At 62.7% G+C, this 17,195-nt stretch carries 13 protein-coding genes; 12 read left to right on the top strand and 1 reads right to left on the bottom strand.

Going from position 1 to position 17,195, the window contains the following annotated elements; all coding sequences use genetic code 11:
• Nucleotides 1-133 precede the first annotated feature (133 nt).
• The 10 genes from ACX12D_RS20430 (at nucleotide 134) to ACX12D_RS20385 (ending at nucleotide 10,799) form a co-directional block, all read left to right on the top strand.
• Nucleotides 134-958 carry a GntR family transcriptional regulator gene (locus tag ACX12D_RS20430; protein WP_459375347.1) on the top strand — a complete coding sequence of 275 codons (825 nt, stop codon included), beginning with the start codon at nucleotides 134-136 and terminating at the stop codon, nucleotides 956-958.
• Between the two features lie 453 nt (nucleotides 959-1,411).
• Complete coding sequence (locus ACX12D_RS20425) at nucleotides 1,412-1,906, top strand: YbhB/YbcL family Raf kinase inhibitor-like protein (protein ID WP_459375346.1); 495 nt, start codon at nucleotides 1,412-1,414, stop codon at nucleotides 1,904-1,906.
• Nucleotides 1,907-2,350: 444 nt separating this feature from the next.
• Nucleotides 2,351-2,899 carry a 2,4'-dihydroxyacetophenone dioxygenase family protein gene (locus tag ACX12D_RS20420; RefSeq protein WP_441631025.1) on the top strand — a complete coding sequence of 183 codons (549 nt, stop codon included), beginning with the start codon at nucleotides 2,351-2,353 and terminating at the stop codon, nucleotides 2,897-2,899.
• A 143-nt stretch (nucleotides 2,900-3,042) separates the two neighbouring features.
• Nucleotides 3,043-4,137, top strand: coding sequence for an SMP-30/gluconolactonase/LRE family protein (locus ACX12D_RS20415; RefSeq protein ID WP_459375345.1), 1,095 nt, complete (start codon nucleotides 3,043-3,045; stop codon nucleotides 4,135-4,137).
• 177 nt (nucleotides 4,138-4,314) lie between these two features.
• Nucleotides 4,315-5,568, top strand: a complete 1,254-nt coding sequence (locus tag ACX12D_RS20410; RefSeq protein ID WP_459375344.1) for a CaiB/BaiF CoA transferase family protein — start codon at nucleotides 4,315-4,317, stop codon at nucleotides 5,566-5,568.
• Entirely contained in the window at nucleotides 5,561-6,328 is a 768-nt protein-coding gene (locus ACX12D_RS20405) for an enoyl-CoA hydratase/isomerase family protein (protein WP_459375343.1), read from the top strand. The genes ACX12D_RS20410 and ACX12D_RS20405 overlap by 8 nt, the downstream gene beginning before the upstream one ends.
• 10 nt (nucleotides 6,329-6,338) lie before the next feature.
• Nucleotides 6,339-8,129, top strand: a complete 1,791-nt coding sequence (locus tag ACX12D_RS20400; RefSeq protein ID WP_459375342.1) for an acyclic terpene utilization AtuA family protein — start codon at nucleotides 6,339-6,341, stop codon at nucleotides 8,127-8,129.
• Nucleotides 8,126-8,941 carry a GntR family transcriptional regulator gene (locus ACX12D_RS20395; protein ID WP_459375341.1) on the top strand — a complete coding sequence of 272 codons (816 nt, stop codon included), beginning with the start codon at nucleotides 8,126-8,128 and terminating at the stop codon, nucleotides 8,939-8,941. The genes ACX12D_RS20400 and ACX12D_RS20395 overlap by 4 nt, the downstream gene beginning before the upstream one ends.
• Nucleotides 8,942-8,991: 50 nt before the next feature.
• Nucleotides 8,992-9,753 (top strand): cupin domain-containing protein, encoded by a 762-nt coding sequence (locus ACX12D_RS20390; RefSeq protein WP_459375340.1) that lies wholly within the window; start codon nucleotides 8,992-8,994, stop codon nucleotides 9,751-9,753.
• 53 nt (nucleotides 9,754-9,806) lie between these two features.
• Nucleotides 9,807-10,799, top strand: coding sequence for a Bug family tripartite tricarboxylate transporter substrate binding protein (locus ACX12D_RS20385; RefSeq protein ID WP_459375339.1), 993 nt, complete (start codon nucleotides 9,807-9,809; stop codon nucleotides 10,797-10,799).
• Nucleotides 10,800-10,877: 78 nt separating this feature from the next.
• On the opposite strand, the gene ACX12D_RS20380 is transcribed toward ACX12D_RS20385, so the two are convergent.
• Entirely contained in the window at nucleotides 10,878-14,312 is a 3,435-nt protein-coding gene (locus ACX12D_RS20380) for an adenylate/guanylate cyclase domain-containing protein (protein WP_459375338.1), read from the bottom strand.
• Between the two features lie 696 nt (nucleotides 14,313-15,008).
• On the opposite strand from ACX12D_RS20380, the gene ACX12D_RS20375 reads away from it, so the two are divergent.
• Nucleotides 15,009-16,148 (top strand): VOC family protein, encoded by a 1,140-nt coding sequence (locus ACX12D_RS20375; RefSeq protein WP_459375337.1) that lies wholly within the window; start codon nucleotides 15,009-15,011, stop codon nucleotides 16,146-16,148.
• 104 nt (nucleotides 16,149-16,252) lie between these two features.
• The gene (locus ACX12D_RS20370) at nucleotides 16,253-17,131 is read left to right on the top strand and encodes a fumarylacetoacetate hydrolase family protein (protein WP_459375336.1); all 879 of its coding nucleotides are present in this window, start codon (nucleotides 16,253-16,255) and stop codon (nucleotides 17,129-17,131) included.
• Nucleotides 17,132-17,195: the final 64 nt, after the last annotated feature.

Raw genomic sequence — 17,195 nt, 5'->3', positions numbered from 1 at the left:
TAGCGCGGCGACCAACCCGGGATGTCGAACCGATGAGGAGTTAATGACGTAGCCAGTGCGGACGCCTGCTCGCTAAGGGCCTGTCCCGTTCTTCTAGTGCATACTCCTATGATCTCAATGTTAGGCAATTGGAATGACGGACGATCGAACGACGGGGATTGAGCGGCCGGAGCTGTCAGCTGAACGGGGCGTTGCACAATATCAGCGGCTGGCTTCGGTGCTGAGGTACCGGATCGCAAAAGGCGAGTATCCGCTCGGCATGCTGCTGCCGCCGATCACGCAGCTCGCGGCTGACCTGGGCGTGGCCGTCGTTACCGTCCGGCAGTCGTATGAGCTGCTTTCTAAAGAAGGGCTGATTCGTAGCCAGCGAGGCATCGGGACCCACGTGGCGGCCCTGCCCGCCGCCACGGGCGACCTCGAACTGGCGATCAACGATCCGTTCGCCGCGCCTGAGGCGCTCGCCTTTGACGTACTCGAAGTCCGGCGTCACACCAGGGTGCCGCAGGAACTGCTCGGACCGGGCGAACAGTCGAACGGCGAATACGTCTGCGTCCGCAAGCTGCACACCTATTCCGGCGAACCGTTCTGCTACGCGGAGATCTATGTGTTGACCCCGGTCTTCGAATCCTTGCCCCAGGACACCGCCAAGAACAAAAAACTACTCGCCGCGGTGCTCGACGAATTGGGCTCGCGTAGCAAACGTGTGCGACAACGCATGACCGTGATGCCAGCGGATTTTCCACTGTGCGACATGCTGAAGATCCCGTTCGCCTCACCCGTCGCGAAGATGTCACGGTGTCTTCTTGATAGCAAAGGCAGCGTGCTGTACGCAGGCGTCACTTGGTATCGGGGTGACCGCTACGTCTCAGAGATCGACATCCCCGCCTCCGCATTGAAAGCAGTACCCGCCATCACCGAACCCCAACGGCGGGCAGCTAGCGAGCGCAAGCAAGGCTGAAGGCCCTCCTCGTTCAGCCTCTAGGGTAAACAAGGGGCAGAAAAAACCTTCCGCGGCCCATAAACTTCTAATATTAGAATGTTAGGATATAAAGTGGCATATAGATCCAGCAGCGCGCTGGTTCTACGCCCTCGTGAGGTCCGAAGGCAAGCGGGCTCACGACTCCATGGGACGACACGCGGAGCCGTTGGCACCCAAGGCTGACACCGACCACGTCGTGCGCTGTTCTCGCCTGGCATCACTCGCACGTCGATGTCGGGTGAGGCCCTGAACATCCCCCAAGATATTGCAGGCCGTAGAGGCCTGCTTTCCACTCGGACGTATTGACACTGTGGACGACGTGGCCGAAGCGGCGCTGTAGCTGGCAAGCGACGCCTGTTTTCGTCCGGCGGCCGCAGGCACCTCCAAGCGACACGGCTTTCTGATTATCGAAATCAAGTGAAAGGAAAGGGCATGAGCAACTTCACATTAACATCGCCTGAATTCAAGGATCAGGATCCGTTGCAACTGGTGCATGAATTCGATGGCTACGACGGCGCCGGCCAGAACCGTTCGCCCGCGCTGCAATGGCAGGGCGCGCCGGAAGGCACCAAGAGTTTTGCGCTGACGCTGTACGACCCGGACGCGCCCACCGGCAGTGGCTTCTGGCACTGGATCCTGTTCGACATCCATTCGTCCGTCACCCAGCTCGCCGCAGGCCCGGGCTCCAGCGACGGCACTGACCTGGGCGCCAGCGGCACCCAGGCCGCCAACGACTACGGCGCCATCGGCTACGGCGGTCCCTGCCCGCCCAAGGGCTTGCCCGCGCACCGCTACATCTTCACCGTGCACGCCCTGGGTGTGCCCAAGCTGGGGTTGCCTGCCAACCCGACCAACGCTGTGGTGCGCTTCTTCATCCACCAGAACACGCTCGCCACGGCTACCCTGACCGGCCTCTACAAACGCTAGATGTCGCGGCGTGCGTCGTCGGCGGCAAAGGCAACATGCTGTACGTCGGCGTTACCTGGTATCGGGGTGACGGCTACGCCTCAGAGATCGTCATCCCCGCGTCCGCATTGAAAACGGTACCCACTATCACCGAACCCCGACGGCGGGCAGCTAGAGGGCTGCAAGCAAGGCCAAAGGCCCTGGTTCAGTCCCTAGGGTAAACAAGGGGCAGAAAAAACCTTCCTCAGCGCCTAAACTTCCAACATTAGAACTTTAGGAGTATCCAGTGACATGCAGGCCCGGCAGCGCTTAGCCAGGCTTCACCTTTGCGCTGGACGCTTCTATTCCTCCGGCGCGTTGCCGGCGCCGCCCTGAGTTTGCCGCCGGTCCGGCGTGCCTCTTCTGTCTCACCAAAGGACGGTTTCCGTCCACTGTTTCACCTCCTCTAACAAACGGAGACAACTCATGAATGCAAGAATTCTCGCGCAGCCCACCACGTCTACCGGCGCCCTCCTGCCGCTGCCCGCCCTGCCGCAGGACAAGCTCCTGACCGTCAACATCGAGCAGATCCCGCTGATCAAGGATGTCTTTCCGGGCATCCACATCAAGCCGCTGCGCCTGGACCCGGAGCGCGGAGAGTGGGTCTTCATGGCCATCGTGGAACCCGGTTGTTCCCTGCCGATTCACTACCACACCGGTACGGCGCAGGTGTGGACGATCCAGGGCTGCTGGAAGTATCGCGAGTACCCCGACCAGCCGCAGACGGCGGGCTCCTACCTGTACGAGCCCGGTGGCTCGGTGCACACCTTCTACACCCCCGAGGACAACACCGAGGACACGATCACCATCGCCTGGATCGAAGGTGCACAAGTGAGCTTCAACGAGGACGGCACGTTCCACTCGCTCAATGACGCGCTCTCGATTCAGTACGCGATCCACGCTCTCGCGGCGGCGCGTGGCATCGGACCGGTGCCCTACGTCCGCGGCAACGGCGCCGACGTTACCAAGGAATAAAAAGCGACTTACACCATGACAGGCCGCTCGTCGGCCTGCGCGGTGCCGTTCCTCTGCTCCTTGGAGACCAGCGTGTACGACACCGATCAGAACAATCAGTGACGATCCATCAATCCGCGAGATTGAGAGAGTGCAACATGAGAATGATCAAAGCCCAGAGGATGCCGATACTGCCGATGCTGATATTGCTCGTGTTGCTGGCGACGCCGCTAGCCGCAAGAGCCTGGGAGCGCGGCAAGGTCGAGACATTCGCCACTTTGCCCCCGGGGGAGGCGCATCCAGAGGGGATCGCCGTGGACCGCGAAGGCAACGTCTACGTCGTCACGGTGGCGGTGGAAAAACCCAGGACGAGTGAGGGCGCGCTTCTCGTGTTCGACCCGCAGGGCAAGCACCTGCGCACTGTCAGCATCAAGGGCTCGAGCCGAATGTTGCTTGACGTCGGCTTCCATCCTCGCACGGGTCAGTTGCTCGTCGTCGACTACCTGGGCGCGAAGGTCCTGAGCGTCGATCCCAGTACAGGTGCCTCGTCCGTGTTCATGACGGTCACCGGCAAGAACCCCGGCCTCGACGGGTTGACGTTCGACCCCGCCGGAAACGTCTACGTGACCGACGCCCACCAGGGCATCATCTGGAAGGTCGGACCCGACGGCGGCGAAGCGTCGGCATGGGTCACCAGCGCGCTGCTGAAGCCCACGCGGATCCCGCCGACCATCGGCGCCAATGGCTTGGCGTTCAACAACAAGAAAACGGCCATGTTCGTCGCCAATACGGCGAACGACATCGTTGTCAAGATACCGCTGACCGGCTCGACGCTTGAGCCCGGCACGCCTGAAGTCTTCGTCAACCGGATCGGCGGCGGACCCGACGGTGTGAAGATCGATGAGCACGACAACCTCTGGATCGCGTGCAACCAGTCCAACGAGATTCTCGTGCTCGAGCCGACGCAGGGGCGGGTGATTGCCAAGCTCGGCGACTTCGACGGCATCGATCGCAAGGGGGCACCCAAAGGCTTTCTCTGGTCGAACAGCCTCGTCTTCCATGGCGGCGACGTTCTTGTCACCAACCTCTCGCTCGATATCGAGACGTCGCTCTCGCAGCTCAGTGACGAGCTTGGCTTGGCGCATCTCGTGGGAAAGAATCTGCGCACCATCGATGGTCCGTGGGCGCAACGGGTGAAGATCCACACAATCTCGAAAATCAAGAAGCGGATACCAGAACTCGACGGCGGGCCCCAGTAGCCCATCGGCCAGATGTCTCCCCCGTCAGGCAGCGCGCGGCACTTGACCTACCTTCCGCTTTTTCGATAGGTCGACTTATAGAACTATGTACTCGGCTGCCGGTTCAACACCGGCCAGGCAGGGAACAGTGGCCTCGGGGCCAGCCGTCATACATTGACCCACCGAGATGAAATGGATATGAAGAAAGACGAGACAACGGGGCCGCTGGCCGGCGTGAAAGTGGTTGACATCACGTCAGTGTTCATGGGGCCCTCGGCTACCCAGATGCTGGCTGACCTGGGCGCCGACGTGATCAAGGTCGAGTCTCCAACCGGAGATAGTACGCGCGGCATAGGTCCCTGCGGCGATGAAAAGCTGGGGCCGCTCTTCCTCGGCCTGAACCGCAACAAGCGTAGCATCGTGCTTGACCTGAAGGCGCCCGAGGGACGCGAGGCCCTGCTTTGCCTGGTACGGGATGCTGACGTGCTGGCCTACAACGTGCGCCCACAGGCCATGCAGCGGCTGGGGCTGGACTATGAAACGCTATCGGCCATCAATCCGCGCCTGGTCTACGTCGGCATGTTCGGCTTTTCGCAGCGCGGACGCTACGCCCCCCAGGCTGCCTTCGATGATCTGATCCAGGCCGCAACCGGCCTGCCGCTGGCCGTTTCGCTGGGCAGCGGCGACAGTCCCCGATACCTGCCAATCACCATCGCGGATCGCTCGGTGGGGCTCTATGCTTTCGGCGTGATCTGTGCCGCCCTGTATTCGCGGGGGAGCACCGGCAAGGGCCAGCGCGTTGATGTCCCCATGTTCGAGACCATGGTTCCCTATGTGATGGGAGACCACCTGTATGGCGAGACCTTCGTCCCGCCAAAGGGCGGCTTCGGCTATCCGCGCCTGCTCTCGCCCGAACGGCGCCCATACAAGACGAAGGACGGACATGTCTGCTGTCTGATCTATCACGATCATCATTGGCGGGCCTTCCTCCAGGTCATTGGCAAGCCGGAGTTGTACGACACCGATCCGCGCTTCGCCAACATGAACACCCGCACCGCCAACATCACCGAACTGTATGCGATGGTCAGTAACGAAATGGCCAAGCGCACCACCGAGGAGTGGCGCACCCTGCTCAAGGAGGCCGATGTTCCGGTCTTCCCGATGCACACGTTCGAGTCGTTGCTGGACGATCCCCATTTGCGGGATATCGGTTTCTTCAGCGAATCGGACCACCCAGCCGTGGGGCGTATCCGGGAGATGGCGGTGCCCAGCGAATGGCACGGCACCCCACCGACAAGCCGCCGCCATGCACCCGGCCTGGGTGAGCACAGCCGTGAGGTACTGCGTGAGGCCGGCTACGACGAGGCCTCCATCGATACGCTGTTCGCGTCAGGCATCTCCAGGGATGGGGCAAGAGCGCAACGAACCGAAGGAGAAACGCCCCATGAATGATGAACTGCTGTGCGAGGTCCGGGACGCAGCACTCTACCTGACCATCAACCGGCCGGAGCGCCGCAATGCCATCACGCCGGGGGTGCTGCAGGGACTCCGCGACGGCATCCTGCGCGCCGATCGCGATGCCGACATCCGCGCTGTGGTCATTACGGGAACTGGCGAACAGGCATTCTGTGCCGGCGCCGATCTGCAGACCGGAAAATCGTTCACGTTCGATTACGCGGATCCCTACCAAGGGATGGCTGACCTGTTCCGCTGCGCCAGGCAGTCAACAGTGCCGCTGATCGCACGGGTCAACGGGACCTGCATGGCGGGTGGCATGGGACTGATGGCGATGTGCGACCTGGCGATAGCTAGCGAAGGCGCCCGCTTCGGCCTGCCGGAGATCAAGCTGGGCTTGTTCCCGGCGCAGGTCTTGAGCGTGCTGCAGCACCTGGTGCCACGTCGCACGCTCACCGAATTGTGCCTGTGCGGCGAGCCACTGTCCGCGAGGGAAGCGCTGGCCGCAGGACTCGTCAACGATGTCAGCGACGATCTCGACGCCAGGCTGGACTTGCTGCTGACCCGCCTGCTGAACAATTCGCCCGCCGCCATCCGTCGGGGGCTGTACACGCTCAAGCATATGGAAACCATGTCGTTCGAGCAGTCCATGGCGTTCACGGAAAGCCAGATAGGGCTGTTTGCGCTGACCGAGGACGCGCGCGAAGGCCAACTGGCATTCCGCGAGAAACGCCAGCCCAAGTGGACTGGCAGATAGGGAGATGGGAATGGACGCGAAAAGGGTACGCATTGGCGGTGCTTCTGGCTTCTGGGGCGACAGCAGTGTCGGCGCGCCACAGCTTGTGCGCCACGGTGATATCGATTACCTGGTGTTCGACTATCTGGCCGAACTGACCATGTCGATTCTGGCCGCTGCCCGATTGCGCAAGCCGGAGCTGGGTTACGCCACCGACTTCGTGACGGTGACAATGAAGGCCCTGATCGGGGAGATCGCCGCACGCGGGATCCGCGTGGTCAGCAACGCCGGTGGCATGAACCCGCACGGGTGTGCGCAGGCCATTGCCGCTCTGGCGGCGGAACAGGGCCTGACGCTGCGCATTGCCGTGGTGGAAGGCGATGATGTGATGCCCCTGCTTCCCCAGCTGCGCGAAGCCGGTGTGCAAGACATGCAGCGAGGCCGCCCCTTGCCAGAGCACGTGGTCAGCGCCAATGCCTATCTGGGCGCGTTGCCTATCCGGCAGGCACTGGACCAGGGGGCCCAGATCGTCATCACCGGACGCTGCGTGGACAGTGCCGTGACACTCGGCGTGCTGATGCACGAGTTCGGCTGGCATGCGGACGACTATGATCGCCTGGCGCAAGGCAGTCTGGCCGGCCACATCATCGAATGTGGGTGCCAAGCGACGGGCGGCTTGCATACCGACTGGGAAAGCGTACCGGACTGGCACGACATTGGCTATCCGGTGGTCGAGTGCCGTGCCGACGGCACCTTCGTTGTCGGCAAGCCCCCTGCCACCGGGGGACTAGTCAATACCGCCACGGTCGGAGAGCAGGTGCTGTACGAGATCGGCGACCCAGCCACCTACCTGCTGCCAGATGTCACCTGCGATTTCACGCAAGTAAGCCTTCGGCAAGCCGCACCGGACCTGGTGGAAGTCAGCGGCGCACGCGGGCGGGCCCCGAGCAATGCCTACAAAGTCTGTGCCACCTATGTCAACGGCTTTCGTTGCAACGCGCAGCTTTCCATCGTCGGCGTCGACGCGGTCGCCAAGGCGGAACGCACGGCGGAGGCGATCCTCGCCCGCACGCGCAAGCTTTTCGGGGAGAACGGGTGGGGGGACTACAGTCGCACCCGGATCGAGGTGCTGGGAGCTGAGTCCTGCTTCGGGCCACATGCTGCCGTCCGACACACCCGCGAGGCGGTGATGCGGCTGGCGGTCATGCATCCCGAGAAGGCGGCGCTGGAACTGTTCGCGCGGGAAATTGCCGCGGCGGGGACAAGTTGGGCGCCTGGCACGACGGGCTCGGCTGGTGGGCGTTCCAGTCCCTCGCCATCGATCCGCCAGTATGCATTCCTGCTCGACAAGAGCGCACTGACCCCGGCAGTGGTGATGAACGGCGTACGCAGCGGCGTCACCATTCCTTCAGGCAGCCCATCGGCACCGGTCGCGCCCGCGGCACCCGCAGTCGCTGAACAAAAGGGCGCCGGCCCTGCGGAACACGATACCGTCGAAGTTCCGCTGATACGGCTTGCCTATGGCCGTAGCGGCGACAAGGGGGATACCTCGAACGTCGGGCTGATCGCCCGCCGGCCGGCGTACCTGCCCGTGCTGCGAGCCGAAGTGACGGTGGCGCGCGTGGCGGACTGGCTTGGGTACCTGGTGAAGGGGCCGGTGACATGCTATGACCTACCCGGCTTCGACGCCATGAACTTTGTCTGCGAGTCGGCCCTGGATGGCGGCGGCATGGCGTCGCTGCGCAATGATCCACTCGGCAAGGGCATGGCGCAGATCCTGCTGACCATGCCGGTGCGCGTGCCGCGGGAGCTATTGTCATGACGAGGAGTGCGCCCATCGCAGCTGCCAACGAGAGCGTCATCCTCGCCGACGACGGCACCGGCGGCGTGACGCGATACCGACAACTGGCCAGCGTCATCCGACACAGGATCGTTTCGGGCGAGTACCCGGTGGGCATGCAGCTGCCAACCGTGGATAGCCTCGCGCAAACCTACGGGATCGCCAAAGTCACCGTGCGCCAGGCCTTTGCCGCGCTGACGGAAGAGGGGCTGGTCAGCAGCCAGCGCGGTCGTGGCACACACGTCATCAAGCAGCCATCAGAACCTGGACAAGGGCTGCGCTCCGCCATCAATGACGAATCAGCCCATGGCGGCGAGTTGGAGATCCGCATCCTGGAAATGCGCGGGGGCGTGGCATTGCGACCGGGCCTGGTCCGGCGCGGCACGCCGCTTGACAGCTATGTGATGGTGCGCAAACTGCATGTACATGGCGGCACGCCATTCTGCCTGATCGAGATGTATGTAGCCTCGTCAGTATTTGCCCGCTTTCCCCGCGGTGCCGAAAAACACCACAAGCTTGGTCATCTGCTGCGCCAGGTCGAAGGCGACCGCCTTGGCATGATGCAGCAGACTATGACGGTTGAGCCGGCCGACTATATCCTGGCACGCGATCTCGCCTATGGCTTCGGGGCGCCAATCGCCAGGATCATCCGATCGACACTGGACGTCGACGGCAATGTGCTCCTGGCAGGGCAGTTCTGGTACCGCGGCGACCGTTTCATCCTGGATTTGGAAATTCCAGCCAAGCTGACCGAGCACTATCCGGCGCTGGCCATCCCCGATAGCCGCCGCTGAGCGACAGACTTCACTGACAGACTTCACTATTTGAACAAGGAGACATCGAAATGACATCATCCTTTGTGCGGAGGGCCGCCGACGTGCCCGCGTACGCACCGGCCAACCACACGGGCACGGCGAACCAGCGCATCATTGGCAAGGAGACTGTCGGCGCGCGCCGACTCGAGGTCCTGCTGGGCACGATTTCCCCGGGCCAAGGCGCGTTGCCGCACGCACACCCGGACCTCGAACAGGCGTCGTTCCTGCTCGCCGGCGAGGGTATCGGCGAACTACCCGGAAAACAGCGCATCTTGCGCGCAGGGGACTGGAGCTTCAACGCGGCCGGCGTCTTCCATCGCTTCGAGGTCATCGGCGACGAACCGGTACAAGTGATGGTGGTCTACGCTCCGCCATACAGCGAAAACCCGAACGCAGCGGTGATCGCGACCGGCCCGGACGACCCGCGCCTTCAGGCCGGTGCCGCCGATGTCCGCGACGTTCCAATCAGCACCGAAGCGATCGAGCTGCCGCACTACCGTGGCGCGCTCGCCAGGCCGGTCATCACACGCCAGACCGTCGATTCCCGGTTTCTCGACATCTACATGGTCGACCTTGATCCGGATGGCGGCGCCGAGCCACACAGGCTTGGCGAGACCGAGCAGGTGCTCTTCGTGCGCAGCGGCAAGATCCACGGGCGCATCGAAGGGGAGCGTTTCGCCGCCGGGACCGGGGAGTGGGTCTACGTTCCCGACGGTGCGGAACTCAGCCTCGAATCGGCAGACGGGAAGCGCGAGCTGATTGTCATTCGCGCACACGATCCGCTGACCTGACGCAAGCTCGACCAAGTGAATCAATCAGATCCCGAGATACGGGAGGAGACAAGATGATCCAGCGATTTCCCCGGCGACGCATGCTCGCCCTGCTGTCCGGACTAGTCGCTGCCTCCGCGGCGTCGCAACTGGTGTGGGCGGATGCCCTGAACGAGTATCCGGCCAAACCGGTCCGTGTGGTGGTGCCCTTCCCTGCAGGCAGTGGAACGGACAACGCCGCGCGCTACATCGCGCGGATCATCACTGCCCAGACCGGCCAGTCCGTCGTCGTGGAAAACCGCCCCGGTGCCAACGGGTTCATCGCGGCCACGGCGGTCGCGACAGCGCCCGGAGATGGCTACACGATGCTTATCACGACAAATACCACCCACGCGGCCAATGCGTCCCTCTTCAAGAAGCTGCCCTATGATCCCATCAAAGATTACGCGCCGGTTTCGTTGATCGCCAAGAGCGGATTGGTCTTGGTGGTGCCATCCGACAGCCCGGTGCAGAAGGTGGCAGAGCTGACCACGCTGGCGAAAGACCGGCAAGGCAAGATGTCCTTCGCCAGCGGCAGTTCCTCCACCCGGGTCGCCAGTGAGCTCTACAAGATCAAGAGCGGCGCCCCGGCGCTGCACGTGCCCTACAAGGGCGTGCCGCAGGCCCTGACCGACTTGATGGGCCACCAGGTCGACTTCATGATTTCCGACATCAATCCAGCCCTGCCATTCATCCAGAACGGCAAGCTGCGCGCAGTCGCCGTGACCACGTCCAGGCGCCATCCCCTGCTCGGCAATGTCCCGACCATGGCGGAAAGCGGCTTGCCAGGGTACGAGATGACGGCTTGGGTTGCCGCCTTCTTCCCTGCCACCACGCCAAAACCGGTCGTCGCGCGTATGAGCCAGCTGATTCAACAGGGGCTGGCGCGCACGGAGGCTACCGAGTACTTCGGCCGGACCGGAGGCCAACCCTCCCCATCGACGCCAGAAGAGCTGGCAGCGTTCGTGCGCAGCGAGACCGCGAAATGGGCTGAGGTGATCAAAGCCGCCGGCATCCAGCCGGAATAGCCCGCGCCTCGGCGGCCTGAGAATACTCGGCCGGCCACGCGTCGTCGGCAGACGCCTGCGCGAGCCTGGCCTGGCCGCTTACGTCAGCTCTTCCAACAGTACTTTTGCGTCTTGCCAGTCAACGGTATCGAATCCCTCGGCGAACGTGCCATGAATACCGGCCAGGATCGAGCGCGCAGCATCCGTCTTGCCGCAGCGTTGCCATAGCCGGGCCATGCTCAGCGCGCCTTTCAGCTCGACTGACCTGGCACCCTGGTCACGAGCCATGGCGATTGCCGCCTGAAAACACGCTTCGGCTTCTTTGGTCCTGGTGGACGAGCCGGCTTCGCCGTCAGACAACATTAGAATCAGTTCCCCCTTGAGCCGAAGCAGAATCGGCTCAGCGAACCGCTCGCCCGTGTTCTTCACCAGAGCCAACGCCTCACTCAGCACGCGAAGCCCCTCCTCGGCTTGCCCCGCTTTTCCGTAAGCGTTGGCGAGCAGTGCCAGAAGCCTCGGCCGACCCAATGCCGCTCCGGTCGCTTCGTGGGCGCTGAGGCCTTGGTGTATTTGCGAGATTCCCTCCTCATGACTACCCTGCTCGGCCAGCGCCCAGCCGCGCAGGATCGTTCCCCAACCCAGATAGAGGGGGAATCCGTGGTCGCTCGAAAGTGCGATGGCGGCGCCTGCATACTCACGCGCCAGTTGCACTTCGCGCCGGTACTGGTGCAATTCGGCCGCGAAGATCAGGCACAAGGCAAGGCCGAACGGATCAGAGGACTTTCTGGCCAGAGCCAGCGCTTCCTCGCTGCGCGCGCGCGCCTGGTCCGGCAAGCCCAGAAACCAGAGCGTCCAGCTTAACGTGCTCCGGATATGAAGGGCGAGGTTCGGCGCGTAGCGTAGAAGTTTGCTGTATGTTTGCCGCTCGGGGCGGTGCAGTGCCAGCGCCTGCTCCATGTGGGTCCGGGCCATCCTGATCTCGCCCAGACGGAACAAGGTGGCGCCGAGAATGCGGTGCGCCTCCGCGAGCTGTTCCGGATCTTGCTTATCCTGCGCGAGACAGAGCAGCCGCTGCGCCAAGGCGTGTGCCGTACTGAGTTGCGCACGCAATAGATAAAACGACCACAGTCCTAGCTGTGCCGAGAAGATCTGCGGTATTTCCCCGCCCTGTTCGCACAAGGCTAATGCACGCGTGTAGGTGGCCTCCACCTCTGGCGCACCATAGCCTCGAGCGGCCATCCAGGCAGGACCGAGGGTCAGGAGCAGGGTGAGTTCCTCGCGTGCACGTTCGGGGGTGTCTGCCACGGACTTGAGCAGTTCGAGGGCTGCACTGAGATGATGGATCGCTTCGAGCTGTGCTGAACGCTGCAAGGCCTGCTGGCCCGCAAGATGGAGGTATTCGATGGCCTTCGGCACGTTACCACTCTTGCTGTAATGGTGAGCCAGTTCGCTGCAATAATCCTTCAGCCGGCCTGGAAACAGTGTCTCGATGGCCCGGGCCGTGCGTTCATGCAGCACACTGCGCTGACCGGTCAGCAGGGAGTTAGCGGCCACCTCCTGGGTAAGCGCATGTTTGAACGCGTACTCCACTTCCGGGAATGCGGGGCGCTCGTAAATGAAATCGCCGGCCTGAAGGTCACCCAGAAGTGGGCGCAGTGCCTCTTCCGGTTGCGCAGTGACATGCTGGATCAGACTCAAGGGAAACTCTTTGCCGATGATCGCAAGGGTCTGCAGCAAGTCCTTCTGGGCGACGGGAAGCCGGTCGATACGGGCGGCGAGCACCCCCTGCACGGTCGTCGGAATATGAAGTGACAAAGGGGCGTTCTCGATCCGGTAGCTGCCGGGCTGGCCAAGCAAGACGCTCTCCTCGGCCAGCGTCTTGACGACTTCCTCCATAAAGAACGGATTACCCTCCGTCTTAGCCAGGATGAGCAGTTTCAGGGACACGAGCGAGGGATGGTCTCCCAACAGCGCCGTGAGCAAGCCCTGTGCCTCCGCTTGCCCCAGCGGTTCCAGTTGCAATTGGGTGTAGTAATGTTTCCCGCCCCAGTCATGCGCGTATTCCGGGCGGTAGTTGACGAGCAGAAGCAATCTGGTGCGCGGCACATGCTCGATGAGGATATTGAGAAAGGCCTCGGTCTCGCTGTCCAGCCATTGCAAGTCTTCGAACAAGACCATCAGCGGCTGATTCTGGCTCTCACGCACAAGTAGCCGTGCAATGGCTTCGAAGGTGCGCTGGCGCCGGATGGTGGCATCCATCTTGGGCAGCGCCGAGCCCGCTTCGCTGATACCGAGCAAGTAAAGCAGGTAGGGCAGATGGTCCTCCAGTGTGCGATCCAGGGTCAGCAACCTGCCGGTGACTTTCTCGCGATACAGCCGTTCGTCATCCTGCGCGGTGATCTGAAAGTAGTTTCTCAACAGATCGATCAAAGGCAGATAGGGAAAGGCCCTGCCATGCGAAACCGAGAAGGTTTCGAGCACCATGCAGCCCCGCTGCGAGCGTGCCTTGAACTCGTGGTACAGGCGCGACTTGCCGACGCCCGCGTCGCCCACCACCCCAACGATCTGCCCTCGCCCCGCCCTGGCCGACTCCGACGCCTCCTGCAAGCGCTCCAATTCGGCCTGGCGGCCGACAAAACGCGCCAGACCGCGAAGCGCCGCCACTTGCAGACGCGTGCGCAAGGGGCCTAGGCCGAGCACCTCATAGACCGCAAGCGGCTCCCGAATGCCCTTCACGCGCGTGGTCCCGAGGCCCTTGAACTCGAAGTACCCCTCGGTCAGCTTATGGGTCGATTCGCTGACGAGGATCGACGACGGTGTTGCGACGCCTTCCATCCGGGAGGCGATATGGATCGTGTGCCCCACCGGGTCGTAGTCCGCGCGCAAGTCGTCCTTGCGGATCGAGCGCACCACCACTTCGCCGGTATGGATGCCAACCCGGATCTGCAGCGGGACACCCTGCTCCAGACGGAACCGGTCACCAAGGCGCCGAATCGTTTCCTGCATACGCAGCGCCGCGTACAACGCCCGCAAGGGGTGGTCCTCGTGGGCAATCGGCGCGCCGAACAGCGCCAGGATGCCATCGCCCAGGGATTTGGCAACGTATCCCTCGTAGTGATGCACGGCCTCCATCATCAGCCCAATCACGGGGTCGATCAGCCCGCGTGCTTCTTCGGGGTCCAGGTCCTGGATCAAGGCGGTCGAGCCGGCCATGTCCGCAAACAGCGCCGTAATGGTCTTGCGTTCGCCGGCAGCCTGTCCCCTGGCCTCCATCGCGGCCTGCTCGGCGAGGATGCGTTCGGCGAGATAGGGCGGTGTGTAAAGAACCGGTGCGGGGACAGCGGGCGTTGGCACTGCGGCAGCGACTAGCGTTGCGGCCAGCTCCGTCATGGGCGCGCCGCAAGAACCGCAGAACTTTGCTGTGGGGCTGGACTCCTGGCCGCATTGCGGGCAGATCTGCGCAAGCCTTTGCCCGCACTCCTCGCAGAATTTCCCTCCCGCGGGGTTCTCGAACCCGCATTTTGTGCAGCGCATATCGCCCTCTGCCAGCCTTCGCCTGCCACGAACTCATTAGAAGCGTAATGACCGCCCGTCGCAAGATATAGGTTACCGAAAATGCCGATCACCATACGGTTTGCCGTATTCCGCTGATCGTCGCTCACATAGACTTTGGGCCGCTATTCGGCTCACCCAGCCCGTGTTGGATAGCGCGCATAACAGTTCAAACCGCACCTTGCGTTCGATGAAGTGCTGGCTGCCCCACAGAATCCGTCTTCGCAGCGCGGGGCCGGGGGCCCACGGCCGCACGCCGACGATCGCGTATCCAAGTCGTCAACCCGGCTCTTTCGGTGTGTCGCTTACCCGACTCAACTGCGCACCGGTACGGTGCCGAACCGGGAGACACCCAGGGTCGCAGCCATTTCGGTCGCCAGTGCTCCGGGCGATGCGGCTCGTATAGCAGCCGGCATGCAATCCCTTGGCCGGTAGACGCGAAACGCCCCGCACCTTGCGCACGGCGGGGCGCTGCGACCGCCCCACCTTGTCGCACCCTCTAGGTGTTAACGAGGTTTTCGTCATTATGACGATTAGACTATTATCACGCTCATAAACGACGTCGCTTGACCCCGCATTACGACGTCGCAAGCGCCGTGGCGCCTCCTTAGCAGCACCTGCGTGCACGGCGCTGATCCAAAACAATCTCAAATGGACCGCTCAGCGGTTGGAGACCTCATGCCCAAATCGACTGTCATGCTCCGCCAGCCGGAGTCTTACCCGGAGAGCCGACTGCCACCTGGCGTGCAACAGCTCACTCGCCTAAAGCCGTTCGGTAGAGCCGTGGAACTGGCGTTCCTTCGCTGGGAAAAGAGAGACCTGCCGGCGACTGAACGCTTCTGGCGCGATTTCGGCATGCACCTGGTCAGCGTCTCGCCTGACCGGATCACGGCCCGCGGCGTCGGGACGGCCCCTTGCATTGCCGTTGCCGAGCGTTCGGCGGCGAGCCGCTTCGTCGGGCCAGCCTTTCGCATGTCCGACGATACCGACTTGCATCGGTATGTCGATCGCTTTGGCGCTACGTGGTTGTCCGAACAGCAGATTCCTGGAGGCGGCCGCGGTGTCGAGCTATTCGATCCTTCCGGGCGCAGTGTCTGGCTCGTGCAAGGTCAGCAGCGCGTCGAGCCTCTTTCCATGCGGCTGCCTATGACGTTGACCAACACGGCGCAACATGCGCCGCGAGTCAACCGCACCGTTCGCACTCCGATTGAGCCGGCCAGTATTGTCCGGCTTGGTCATGTTGTATTTCAAACCGTGGACTTTGCCACCATGGCGGCGTGGTACATGACCGTACTTGGTGTCATTCCGACCGATGTGCAGTACCTCGCGGATGGCAGTCCCAACCTGGCCTTCTGCCGGCTCGACCTTGGCCAGGCGCCAGCCGACCACCACACCCTCGTACTGGTGGGTGGCATCGAAGAGAAATACGAGCACAGCGCGTACGAAGTCATCGATCTCGATGCGCTCGGGCAAGGTCAACAGGTGCTGCGTGCGCAAGGCCATTCGCACATGTGGGGCATCGGGCGGCACTTGCTGGGAAGCCAGTTGTTCGACTACTGGCGCGACCCGGACGGCTTCGAACTGGAGCACTACACCGATGGGGACCTTTTCACCGCGGATTTCGAAACCGCTTACTCGCCGCTTGATTTCGGCGGCATCTGGGCCTGGGGCGCAGACGCGCCGGCTTCCATGAAGCCAAGAAAGACGTTGCGCAATGTGCTGAAGGTGCTGAGCCTGGTACGGCGCAAGGCGATAGCGCCGGCGCGGCTCAAGCTGATTGAAACGGCACTGGGTGCACCCGCCAGACCCTGGCTTTAGAACTTAGCAATTCCCTAGGAAGTATCATGTCTCGTACCGTAATTCGCTACATCCATACGGATGGCCCGCAATGGGGCATTCTCTTTGGCGCGCGCATCGCGCCGTTGCAGGCCAACGCCGCGACCACAGGCGAGTTGCTTGCCAAACACTGGCAAAGCATCTGGCAAGTGCCAGCGGCGCAGGCAACGATTCCGCGCGAGGCCGTCCAGCTTCTCGCACCCGTCACGCAGAACCAGCAATTCCTCTGCCAAGGTATCAACTACCGCAGCCACGTCATGGAATCCGGTCTGCGTGTCGAGAATTTTCCCTTCAACACCATCTTCACGAAGGCATCCTCATGCATCACGGCCGCGGATGCTCCGGTTGCCTCCCCGGCCCACGTCAAGCTGCTCGACTACGAGATCGAGCTCGGGCTGGTGTTGCGGCGGGATTTGCAACCTGGCGTGAAGGTCAGCCCCGACGCTCTCGGTGACTGGCTTGCCGGCGTGACCATCGTCAATGACCTGTCGGCACGTGACGTGCAATTGCCGCAGGGTCAGTTCTACAAGGGCAAGAGCTATCGCGGCTTCGGGCCCGTTGGCCCTGGGCTCATATTGCTGACACCGGAAGAATGGCAACGTTGGCCGGAATTGCGGATGCGCCTGGATGTCAACGGACAGCCCCGGCAGGACGCCTACTGCGCCGATATGATCCATGCGCCGGCTTCAACCTTGACGGAACTGGCATCCATGCACGACGTTCACACAGGCGACCTGATCGCCACCGGTACGCCTGCCGGTTGCGCGGCCCGCGCGCCGGGCAAGCTCGCTATGTTCATGGCGAGGCATCTTCTTAGCGACGCCGGCAAATGGCGCATGTTTGTGCGCCGCGGCCTGACCAATCCCGCCTACCTTCGGCCCGGCGATAGCATCCGGGCCTCGATTCGCACGGATGACGGCACTATCGACCTGGGTGAGCAGACCACCGTTATCGCACCGGCATGACGACCACGCCAGTTGGCGACGAAACATGTGGCATCCCATCGCAGTATTTGGAATGAGAGTGAAG

Source organism: Cupriavidus sp. PET2-C1, from assembly GCF_054515855.1.
Note: the sequence above shows the minus strand (reverse complement) of the source record. Positions and strands in the feature narration are given on the sequence as shown.